Source organism: Bacillus sp. JJ1127, assembly GCF_036965845.1.
Classification (GTDB): domain Bacteria; phylum Bacillota; class Bacilli; order Bacillales; family Bacillaceae_G; genus Bacillus_A.
In genome coordinates this window covers 11,484-22,499 of sequence record NZ_JBALQK010000003.1, presented here as the reverse complement: position 1 = coordinate 22,499, position 11,016 = coordinate 11,484, and the positions used below count along the sequence as shown (strand labels likewise).

Here is an 11,016-nt window from a genome sequence, read left to right as displayed (position 1 = left end):
CAGAAAGAGCAAACGAGTGTAGGTTACTTTTTATTCTGCATGGCAGGGATTTAGATACCGAAAAATGCAAATGGATTTATATAGCACTGTTAAAAATAGTATGTTGATGGTCACTAAAATTAAATATAACTCTTTAATTTTACATAGTAAGTAAGGTTTTTAAAAGGTATTCTTTGTCTTTAGGTAGAGTATTTCCTTTGATCTTTCAAATTAATAAATAACCAAATTATCGACATTTGATTTAGAACATTCAGAAAAATGATTGACATTAGGAAATGATTGCTATAAAATCAACGGTAATTGAATAGTCTTATCAAGAAAAGGTGGAGGGACAGGCCCTATGAAACCTTGGCAACAGCCGTATAACGGAATTGTGCCAAATCCTGCAGGTAATAAATCCTGAGAGATAAGAAAGAGACTCTAGAGCGTGTTTTTAAACTGCTTCTTTCTTGTTCAGGAAAGAAGCAGTTTTTTTATTTTTTATAAAAGAAAGGGGTATGGAAAATGAGTGAATCATGGGGGAAAGGAACAATATGTGTGCAAGGTGGTTATACACCAAAGAATGGTGAACCACGTGTTTTACCGCTCTATCAAAGTACAACCTATAAATATGATACGTCGGATGATTTAGCGGCGCTCTTTAATTTGGAGGCAGAAGGTTACATTTATACACGTATTGGAAATCCCACACTTGCAGCGTTTGAACAGAAGTTAGCAGAATTAGAGGGCGGCGTTGGGGCTGTTGCAACAGCTTCGGGTCAGGCAGCTATTATGCTTGCTGTTTTAAATATTTGCAGCAGTGGTGACCATTTACTTTGCTCTTCAACTGTTTATGGGGGAACATTTAACTTATTTGGAGTAAGTTTACGTAAATTGGGGATTGATGTTACGTTCTTTAATCCGAACTTAACTGCAGATGAAATTGTGGCACTTGCCAATGATAAAACAAAGCTAATTTATGCGGAATCGCTTGGGAACCCAGCGATGAATGTTTTAAATTTTAAAGAATTTTCAACAGCTGCGAAAGAGTTAGAAGTACCGTTTATCGTTGATAATACTTTAGCGACACCGTATTTATGCCAAGCGTTTGAGCATGGCGCAAATATTATTGTTCATTCTACAACGAAATATATTGATGGTCATGCAAGTTCATTAGGCGGGATTGTCATTGATGGTGGAAACTTTGATTGGACGAATGGTAAATATCCAGAGCTTGTCGAACCAGATCCAAGTTACCACGGTGTAAGCTATGTGCAGAACTTTGGAGCAGCAGCGTATATTGTAAAAGCACGCGTTCAGTTATTAAGAGACTATGGAAACTGTATGAGCCCATTCAATGCGTATATTAGTAATATTGGTTTAGAAACATTACACTTACGAATGGAACGCCATAGTGAAAATGCTCTTGCAGTTGCAAAGTGGCTAGCCAATCATGAACGTATTGAATGGGTGAATTATCCGGGGTTAGACAGTAATGAAAATTATCCATTAGCGCAAAAGTATTTAGCAAAAGGTGCGAGTGGTGTCTTAACGTTTGGTATTAAAGGAGGAGTGGAAGCTGCGAAAGAGTTTATTGCAAATGTGAAATTGGCAACGCTTGTGACACATGTAGCAGATGCAAGAACATGCGTAATTCACCCTGCTAGTACAACGCACAGACAGTTAAATGAAGAGGATCAGCGCTTAGCTGGTGTTACATCTGATTTAATTCGCCTATCGGTTGGGATAGAAGATGTTTCTGACATTATTGCTGATTTGCAAACAGCTTTAGTTGGAGGAAAAGAACATGCCAATTATAGTTGATAAAGATTTACCAGCTCGTAAAGTATTGCAAGAAGAAAATATTTTCGTAATGACAAAAGATCGAGCTGAAACGCAAGATATTCGTGCTTTGAAAATTGCAATTTTGAACTTAATGCCAACAAAACAAGAAACAGAGGCGCAATTACTTCGGTTAATTGGTAATACGCCACTTCAATTGGATGTACATTTACTCCATATGGAGTCTCATGTATCCCGTAATGTAGCACAGGAGCATTTAACAAGTTTTTATAAGACATTTCGTGATATTGAAGGAGAAAAATTTGATGGGCTCATTATTACGGGAGCACCAATTGAGACACTTCCTTTTAAAGATGTAGATTATTGGAAAGAGCTTGAGCGTATTATGGAATATTCAAAAACGAATGTAACATCTACGCTGCATATTTGCTGGGGTGCACAAGCTGGTTTGTATTATCATTATGGAATCCCAAAATACCCACTTGAAGAAAAAATGTTTGGTGTGTTTGAACATGAAGTGCGTGAGCAGCACGTAAAGCTGCTGCAGGGGTTTGATGAACTCTTTTTTGTACCGCATTCTCGTCATACGGAAGTACGTGCGGATGATATTGAAAAGATAGAAGAATTAACGTTACTGGCAACGTCAGAAGAAGCCGGTGTTCATCTTGTTATCGGGCAAGATGGTAAGCATATTTTTGCTCTTGGTCATAGTGAATATAGCTGTGATACTTTAAAACAGGAATATGAACGAGATAAACGAAGAGGGCTGGATATTACAGTTCCAAAAAACTATTTTAAATATAATAATCCAGACGAAAAACCGCTTGTAAGATGGCGGAGTCATGGAAACCTATTATTTTCAAATTGGCTGAATTATTATGTGTATCAAGAAACCCCTTATATTTTGTAGATGATGATTATATAACACGTGGTAGCGTTTTCTTTGTAGAGATTAACTTATATTTTTCCGAATGTTCAAAATACATTGTTTTTCAGAAATTTAACTTATATAATGGCATCTAAATACAAATTTCTAGAGGGGTGAACAGTATCATGAATGAAATTCAAGTGGGCTTATTAGGCCTTGGGACAGTTGGCAGCGGTGTGGTTCGCATTATTACGGACCATCAGGATCGATTAATGCACCAAGTAGGTTGCCCAGTGAAAATAGCAAAAGTATTAGTGCAAAGTATTGAGAAAGAGAGAGAGGTTCAAGTACCCTCTACTCTATTAACGAAAAATGTAAATGAAATTATAGATCATCCTGATATTGATGTTGTCATTGAAGTGATGGGCGGCATAGAGGAAGCAAAAGCATACATTTTACAGGCGTTGAAAAATGGTAAGCATGTTGTTACTGCCAATAAAGATTTAATGGCATTACACGGAGCGGAGTTGCTCACGGTAGCAAAGGAGAATAACGCTGATTTATTTTACGAGGCAAGCGTGGCAGGAGGGATTCCGATTTTACGAAGCATTGTAGAGGGGCTTTCTTCAGACCTCATTACAAAGGTAATGGGAATCGTGAACGGTACAACAAACTTTATTCTGACAAAAATGTCTGACGAGGGGAGAGCATATGACGACGTGTTGAAAGAAGCGCAGCAGCTTGGATTTGCGGAAGCAGATCCAACATCAGACGTAGAAGGTTTAGATGCAGCAAGGAAAATGACGATTCTAGCTACTCTTGGCTTTTCTACAAATGTAGAGCTCGGAGATGTGAAGGTGAAAGGGATTACTTCCATTACAGAGGAAGACATTGCATATAGTAAAAGCTTAGGATATACAATTAAATTAATTGGGCTCGCCAAGCGTGATGGTGAAAAGTTAGAGGTAACTGTTGAGCCAACGTTACTTCCTAATACGCATCCTCTCGCAGCTGTTCAAAATGAATATAACGCCGTATATGTATACGGTGAAGCGGTAGGAGAAACGATGTTTTATGGACCTGGTGCAGGAAGTTTGCCGACCGCAACAGCAGTCGTTTCTGATTTAGTTGCAGTGATGCAAAATGTGCGCCTTGGTGTAACTGGAAATAGTGCTGTTTCCCCGCAGTATGAGAAAGTGTTAAAAGAGCCAGATGAAATTTTTGTGAAAAAGTTTTTACGCCTACATGTAAGCGATGAGATTGGTGTATTTGCAAAAATTACATCCTTATTCTCTGAACGCGGTGTGAGCTTTGAAAAAATTATTCAAATGCCATTACAAGAGAAAGGAAAAGCTGAGATTGTCATCGTAACACACCGTGCATCTCTTGCAGATTATGAATATATTTTACATACATTGCAAGCTTATGAAGAGATAGATTGTGTGAAAGCAAACTATCGAATTGAAGGAGATGCGAAGTAATGTGGAAAGGCTTGCTTGCTGAATATAAAGAATTTCTACCTATTACAGAAAAGACACCTTCTTTAACGTTACATGAAGGCAATACACCACTCATTTTATTAGAGAACTTGTCAGCTCGGTGGGGCGTGACGATTTATGGGAAAATAGAAGGTACAAATCCAACTGGGTCTTTTAAAGACCGCGGTATGGTAATGGCTGTAGCAAAGGCGAAGGAAGCTGGAAGTGGTGCGGTAATTTGCGCATCAACAGGTAATACGTCTGCATCTGCAGCAGCATATGCAGCTAGGGCCGGATTATCATGTATCGTTATTATTCCGAATGGGAAGATTGCATACGGTAAGTTAGCGCAAGCTGTTATGTATGGTGCAGAGATTGTAAGTATTGATGGGAATTTTGATCATGCGCTGCAAATTGTGCGTAATTTGAGTGAGTCCTCACCAATTACGCTTGTAAATTCTGTTAACCCATATCGGATTGAAGGCCAGAAAACAGCTGCATTTGAAATTTGTGATACGTTAGGGAAGGCCCCCGATATTTTAGCCATCCCAGTTGGGAATGCTGGCAATATAACGGCATATTGGAAAGGTTTTATGGAGTATCATGAAAGACTAGGTACGGGTTTACCAAAAATGCATGGCTTTGAAGCAGACGGTGCAGCGGCGATTGTACGCGGGCATAAAATTGAGAATCCTGAGACAGTTGCAACAGCTATTCGCATTGGAAACCCTGCAAGCTGGGAGCAAGCTGCCTTAGCTGCCGAGCACTCTCAAGGTAAAATTGACGAAGTAACAGATGTTGAAATTCTTGAAGCATATGAATGGTTAGCGAAGTACGAGGGGATTTTTGCTGAACCTGCTTCCTGTGCATCTCTTGCTGGTGTTTATAAACAATTGCAAAACGGAGAAATTGAGAAGGGAAGTCAAATCGTGGCCGTTTTAACAGGGAATGGTTTGAAGGACCCTGATATTGCTATTGATACGAAGAAAATTCAGCCAGTTGTGTTACCAAATGATGAGAAGGTTGTCTTTGATTATATTCAAGGAGCGGTCTTTCAATGAAATAGACGAAAAAGGACCTATTGGAGCTTTATTTGCTCAATAGGCCTTTTTTACGTGGAGAATTTTTGTACCCATATGAATAAATGCTTGAATAATCCATCCTGTTGTAAAGGAAAGAATAATGGTTCCGAAGTAAATAGGTCCATCTAGTAAGAAACTAAGTGTCAAAAATAACAAAGCTAATGAAATTTCTGTTCTACGAAACGTCCATTTCTTCTTTTCAGCCATTGTTAAGACAAATGCTTCCTGTGGTGCTGCACATAATTGTGTGGAGACATAGATTCCAATTCCAGCGCCAACGAATAGATTTCCGCACACAAGTGTTATATATTTTGGAAGAGAGCGGATAGAATCCATAATAATAGTAATAGAACCAATCCAATCAACAAAAACAGAAATCAAAACCATAGTAACAATCGTTCCAATTGTAATATGCTTTTTATTTAAAAAGAGCACAATAATTGTAAAAGCAAAGTTAATCATAAAAATCCAAAAACCAATACTTATACCGAAATTTTGATATAGTGCAATAAAGAATGAATCATAGGGACTAAGCCCAAAAGAAGTGATGGTTGTCATCATATTAATTCCGAGGGAAAGAATGAGTAAGCCACCAATAAAAAATATATATTCTAATTTGAAATGTATCATATGTTCCAAATCCTTTCTGAATGTGTTTGTTAGGAAAGGATATAATGTGGAAAGCTTACCAGGTCAAGGGAGAATTTTGAATGTAATTGATTTAAATGATGGGAAGGGAAGAAAATAAGATGACAAATATAAAAAAGATTGCTGAAATTGCTGGGGTATCCGTTTCAACAGTTTCACGTGTGCTCAATAATCATCCCTATGTAAATGAGGAAAAGAGAAAAGAAATTTTAGCGATTATTGAGGAGTTAAACTATACTCAAAATGTCAATGCAATTCACTTAGTAAGGGGAAAAACAAATGTAATAGGTGTGCTATTACCACATGTAAATAATCAATATTACAGTGCTATTATTGAAGGAATCTCGAAGGAAACAGCAAAGAAAAATTATAATATGATGCTTTGTCAGACGAACTATAGTGCTGAAAGAGAACTTGAAATTTTACACATGTTAAAAATGAAAAAGCTTGATGGCTTGATTATATGTTCAAGGGTGAATAATCAAGAGAAAATTGAAGAATATACAAAGTTCGGGCCGATTGTAACGTGTGAGGAAATAGAATCAAAATTAATTTCTAGCGTACATATTGATCACTATAAGGTGTTTTCACAAGGCATGAAATATGTACTAGATAATGGGCATACTCGTATTGGATATTGTATTGGAAGAAACGATAGTATTAATAGTCAAAAGCGAAAGCAGGCTTTTGAAGATGCACTTCAGGAAATTTCTACTGAGTCTCAAGAAGAATGGAAGTTTAAAGAATGCTTTACAGTGGAAGATGGACGTAATGTGGCAAGGGAATGGGTAAATATGCCATTGAAACCGACAGCCTTTCTCGTTTCGTGTAATCCAATTGCGGCAGGTATGGTAACAGAAGCGAAGAAGCATGGTATTCGTATTCCAGAAGAACTCGCAATTATTGGATGTGATGATCAAGAAGTGGCTGATATATTAGGAATTACGACGATTGCCCATTCTAGTAAAGCTGTTGGTAGAAAAGCGTTTGAATTATTATATGAGAAAATTACAGCTGAAAAAGTAAGCGTCAAAAATATAGAGCTATTACCACAATTAACGGAGAGAGAAACAACATAATAGAGAAAGTGTGGAAATCGCTTTTCAAAAGGGCGTTTGGTATAATTATGGACAATCTATGAGGGCTAAAAGGGGTTTTGATATGAGATCAAAATTAGTTAAGGCAATTCTACTCATTACAATTGCATCTTTCTGTTTGTTTGCATACGGTTTCATTTCGGGTGTTAACGATGTATTGAACCCGAAAGCTTCAAAGTTAGTTACGAAAACGGAAGCGCAAGTTAAGGAGAAAAAGAAATCTGGAACGTTACAAGTAGTTAGTTTAGGTGATTCGTTAACGCGTGGCGTTGGCGATAAAGAGGGAATTGGTTATGTTGGGCGCATGAAAGAAGGGTTGCAAAAAGATTATAAACAAAAGGTTGCTTTAACAAACTTGGCTGTTAGTGGTGCCAAAATGCCAGATTTGTTAAAGCAGATAGAAAGCAGTGGGGCTCAGTACTCCATTAAGCAAGCGGATCTAATCGTTTTAACAATTGGAGGTAATGATTTATTTCCAGGCTGGGAATCACTTGGGAATATAGATCTAGAGAAATATCGCCCAGATACCGAAACATTTCAAAATGAAGCGAAGAAAATTATAACGGAAATTCGCAAGTTAAATTCAGATAGCCCTATCTTTTGGCTCGGCTTATACAATCCTTTTGAAGATGTGGAAGATTTAAAAGGTTCTTCAGCCATTGTTATTGATTGGAATGCTTCTTTAGAGAAATTAGCAGTAAACAATAAAAATGTATATATTACACCGACGTTTGATTTATTTCAAAATCGTGGGAAAGAGTTGTTATACACAGATCATTTTCATCCGAATGAAATAGGTTACTCATATATGGCTGAGCGCTTATTACAAGATGTTGTAAGTAAGATGAAGCTAGATGAAGGAGGTGCCAAATGACGACGATACTTTCAGTACGGAATGTAAAAAAGGTAATTGGGAAGAAGACGCTTGTAGAAAATATTTCATTTGATGTTAAGCAAGGAGAAGTGTTTGGCTTCCTCGGTCCAAATGGGGCAGGAAAAACGACGACAATTCGGATGTTAGTTGGATTGATTAAAGCAACCGAAGGTGAGATTTCTATCGGTGGCTATCATATTAAAGAAAATTTTAGGGAAGCGATGCGACAAATTGGCAGCATCGTTGAAAACCCAGAACTCTATACGTATTTAACAGGTTGGGAGAATTTAAAGCAATTTGCACGGATGCTTGGTGGTATATCGGATGAACGTATTTTAGAAATTGCAAAAATGGTTCATTTGGATGAGCGTATTTACGATAAAGTAAAAACGTATTCTCTTGGTATGAAGCAGCGCCTTGGAATTGCGCAAGCCCTTCTTGGGAGTCCGAAACTTCTTATATTGGATGAACCGACAAATGGATTAGATCCTGCTGGTATAAGAGAATTAAGAGAGTTTATACATAAGCTTGTCAAAGAAGAAAATATGAGCGTATTTATTTCGAGTCATTTGCTGAGTGAAGTGCAAATGATATGTGATCGTGTCGCTATTATTCATAAAGGTAGAATGATTACAGTTGCACCTATTGAAGAGTTGATGAAAACCGCAAGTGATCGCGTTGAGTGGATTGTTACACCAATTTCAAAAGCGAAGGGCATGTTAGAAGCAGCAGAAGGAGTAAGTGAAATCAGTATAGACAATGAACGTTTATTGTGCCGTATGAATATCACATCAATTAGTATGTGGAATAAGCGTTTTATTGAAAATGGGATAGACGTACATAGTGTGAAAGAGCTTGTGTTTACGTTAGAAGATTTATTTATTGAACTCACAAGGAGTGAGCAGCATGCGTGAATTTGCAAATCTTGTTTTAAATGAATCGGAGAAAATTTATCGGAAGAAACGTATTTTTGTTGTCATGCTTATATTAGCAATTTTGATCCCGCTGTTTGTTTATGCCCAGTATCGTGAAATAGAAACGACGAAAAAGCGACTTGGTACAAGTGATTGGAAGGTTTCACTTCAACAGCAAATTGTTGATTCGCAAAATCGTTTGAACAACTCTAGATTGCCGGAAGAGTGGCGTGATTGGCTAAAGGTAAGGGTAGAGCAACAACAATATTATTTAGATCATGATATTAATCCAACTGCACCAGGAGCACCAACGTTTGTCAGAGCATTTATTGAACAAGGCATTACCCTGTTTATTCCGCTCCTTGTAATGATTGTGGCAATCGATATTGTATCGGGAGAACGAAGTGATGGGACGATGAAAATGCTCCTGACGCGGCCGATTCGACGCTGGAAAATCCTCCTTAGCAAGTATGTGACGATGCTGTTATTTGTTTCACTTATATTACTCCTTGTAGGTATTTTTGCCTATGCATTATCGGGCGTTGTTTTTGGATATGCCGGATGGGGTTTGCCTGTGTTAACAGGGTTTGTGATTGATAAAGAAGCGTTGAATACAAATTTTGTTCACCTTATCCCGCAGTGGCAATACATCTTAATGGCATATGGATTGGCATGGTTTGTGGCAATTGTTGTAGGAACAATCTCCTTCATGGTTTCAGTTCTAATTCGGAACACACCAGCAGGTATGGGAGTTATGCTGGCAGCATTAATTGCTGGTGGCATTTTAAGCTCTTTTGCGACATCTTGGGAAGGTGCAAAATATATATTTAGTGTGAACCTATCATTAACAGATTATTTATCAGGGAAATTACCTGCACTGCAAGGTTTATCAATGAGTTTTTCATTAATGAATTTAACCGTTTGGGCCGTAGCATCCCTTATTGTTTCATTCGTAGTGTTTACAAAGCAGGATATGGTCAATTAAGTGAATAGGAAGTGAAGAGATGAAACACATTTTAAAGAATGACTGGGAGCCATTACTCGCACCAGAATTTGAGAAGCCATATTATCAAAAGTTGGGACAGTTTCTAAAAGAAGAGTACAGTACACATGTGATATATCCAAATGCAAATGATATTTTTAATGCGTTACATTATACAAGTTATGAAAATACGAAGGTTGTCATTTTAGGACAAGATCCGTATCATGGGCCAAATCAGGCACATGGCTTGAGTTTCTCTGTACAACCGGGCGTAAGAACACCACCGTCACTACAAAATATGTATAAGGAATTACAGTCTGATGTTGGATGTGAAATCCCGAATAACGGTTATTTAGTGAAATGGGCAGAACAAGGCGTATTGTTACTAAATGCCGTATTAACTGTTCGTCAAGGTGAGGCTAACTCTCATAAAGGAAAAGGGTGGGAGCATTTTACAGATCGTGTAATCGAGTTGTTAAATGAACGCGAAAAACCTGTGATATTTATATTGTGGGGACGTCATGCACAAGCGAAGAAAAAATTGATTACGAATTCTAATCACCATATTATTGAATCTGTGCATCCAAGTCCGTTATCAGCAAGACGAGGTTTCTTTGGAAGTAAACCGTTCTCAAAAGTAAATGAATTCTTATCTAGTATGGGTGAGAAGGAAATTGATTGGCAAATTCCAAATCTATAATGCAGCCTAAAAAAGGTAGCTAACAAAATGGTTGTTAGCTACCTTTCATTATTATTGTTCATTTTTTAGTTTTGCATCTAGTACAAAAGTGCCAAATGGGATAACGGATGCGATAAGTGCACCAAGAGCCCATGAAATTGATTTGCGATGCACGATTGTTACTTGAATTACTGCAAAGATGAATAGTATAAATAGAACACCGTGAGCCATACCTGTAATTTTAACGGCTGTTGCAAACCCTGCGAAGTATTTTAACGGCATTGCTACGAATAATAGTATTAGAAAAGAAATCCCTTCAACTAATCCAATTGCTCTTAATCTTCCGATTGGTGTAGATAACATGAAATGGCCTCCTTAGAATATGAGCTTGTATATAGTAAATTTGTATTCTTGTTTAAAAATAGTCTGTTTGTTTCATTATATACAAAAACAAACTTTGCACTATGAAAATGGTGCAAAGTTCAAAATATCTTCACAAAGCTACTTATATTTAAAGAAAAACCCATTTGAAGTATTTGACTTCAAATAGGTTTTGTGCGCGGATTTGTATAAATACAGATTGAAAAACTGATATAAAACCTCTCTTTTTAG

At 37.4% G+C, this 11,016-nt stretch carries 11 protein-coding genes and 1 riboswitch; of the genes, 9 read left to right on the top strand and 2 right to left on the bottom strand.

Features of this window, described 5'->3' with window-relative positions:
- Positions 1-307: 307 nt before the first annotated feature.
- Positions 308-413: riboswitch (SAM riboswitch) on the top strand.
- 91 nt (positions 414-504) lie between these two features.
- From V7183_RS00400 to thrC, 4 genes are all read left to right on the top strand, one after another.
- Positions 505-1,803, top strand: coding sequence for a bifunctional O-acetylhomoserine aminocarboxypropyltransferase/cysteine synthase (locus V7183_RS00400; RefSeq protein ID WP_097898511.1), 1,299 nt, complete (start codon positions 505-507; stop codon positions 1,801-1,803).
- Positions 1,787-2,692 carry a homoserine O-acetyltransferase MetA gene (metA, locus tag V7183_RS00395; RefSeq protein WP_097898510.1) on the top strand — a complete coding sequence of 302 codons (906 nt, stop codon included), beginning with the start codon at positions 1,787-1,789 and terminating at the stop codon, positions 2,690-2,692. Before V7183_RS00400 ends, metA begins: the two co-directional genes overlap by 17 nt.
- A 143-nt stretch (positions 2,693-2,835) precedes the next feature.
- On the top strand, positions 2,836-4,131 hold the full coding sequence (locus V7183_RS00390; protein ID WP_097898509.1) for a homoserine dehydrogenase: 1,296 nt from the start codon (positions 2,836-2,838) through the stop codon (positions 4,129-4,131).
- Entirely contained in the window at positions 4,131-5,189 is a 1,059-nt protein-coding gene (gene thrC / locus V7183_RS00385) for a threonine synthase (RefSeq protein WP_335358361.1), read from the top strand. Before V7183_RS00390 ends, thrC begins: the two co-directional genes overlap by 1 nt.
- A gap of 36 nt (positions 5,190-5,225) precedes the next feature.
- Here the strand turns inward: thrC and V7183_RS00380 are convergent, their stop codons facing one another.
- Positions 5,226-5,840: a YczE/YyaS/YitT family protein gene (locus tag V7183_RS00380; protein WP_335358360.1), complete on the bottom strand. Its 615-nt coding sequence runs from the start codon at positions 5,838-5,840 to the stop codon at positions 5,226-5,228.
- Positions 5,841-5,959: 119 nt separating this feature from the next.
- Here V7183_RS00380 and V7183_RS00375 point away from each other — a divergent pair, with 119 nt between their 5' ends.
- From V7183_RS00375 to V7183_RS00355, 5 genes are read left to right on the top strand one after another with little or no spacing between them, the layout of a single operon-like run.
- Complete coding sequence (locus V7183_RS00375; RefSeq protein ID WP_335358359.1) at positions 5,960-6,937, top strand: LacI family DNA-binding transcriptional regulator; 978 nt, start codon at positions 5,960-5,962, stop codon at positions 6,935-6,937.
- Between the two features lie 10 nt (positions 6,938-6,947).
- Positions 6,948-7,829 carry an SGNH/GDSL hydrolase family protein gene (locus tag V7183_RS00370; protein WP_335358358.1) on the top strand — a complete coding sequence of 294 codons (882 nt, stop codon included), beginning with the start codon at positions 6,948-6,950 and terminating at the stop codon, positions 7,827-7,829.
- Positions 7,826-8,743, top strand: a complete 918-nt coding sequence (locus tag V7183_RS00365) for an ABC transporter ATP-binding protein (RefSeq protein ID WP_335358357.1) — start codon at positions 7,826-7,828, stop codon at positions 8,741-8,743. The genes V7183_RS00370 and V7183_RS00365 overlap by 4 nt, the downstream gene beginning before the upstream one ends.
- Positions 8,736-9,728, top strand: a complete 993-nt coding sequence (locus tag V7183_RS00360; protein ID WP_335358356.1) for an ABC transporter permease — start codon at positions 8,736-8,738, stop codon at positions 9,726-9,728. Before V7183_RS00365 ends, V7183_RS00360 begins: the two co-directional genes overlap by 8 nt.
- 19 nt (positions 9,729-9,747) lie before the next feature.
- Positions 9,748-10,425 carry a uracil-DNA glycosylase gene (locus V7183_RS00355; RefSeq protein ID WP_097898503.1) on the top strand — a complete coding sequence of 226 codons (678 nt, stop codon included), beginning with the start codon at positions 9,748-9,750 and terminating at the stop codon, positions 10,423-10,425.
- A 51-nt stretch (positions 10,426-10,476) separates the two neighbouring features.
- On the opposite strand, the gene V7183_RS00350 is transcribed toward V7183_RS00355, so the two are convergent.
- Entirely contained in the window at positions 10,477-10,767 is a 291-nt protein-coding gene (locus V7183_RS00350) for a DUF3817 domain-containing protein (RefSeq protein WP_097898502.1), read from the bottom strand.
- Positions 10,768-11,016 lie beyond the last annotated feature (249 nt).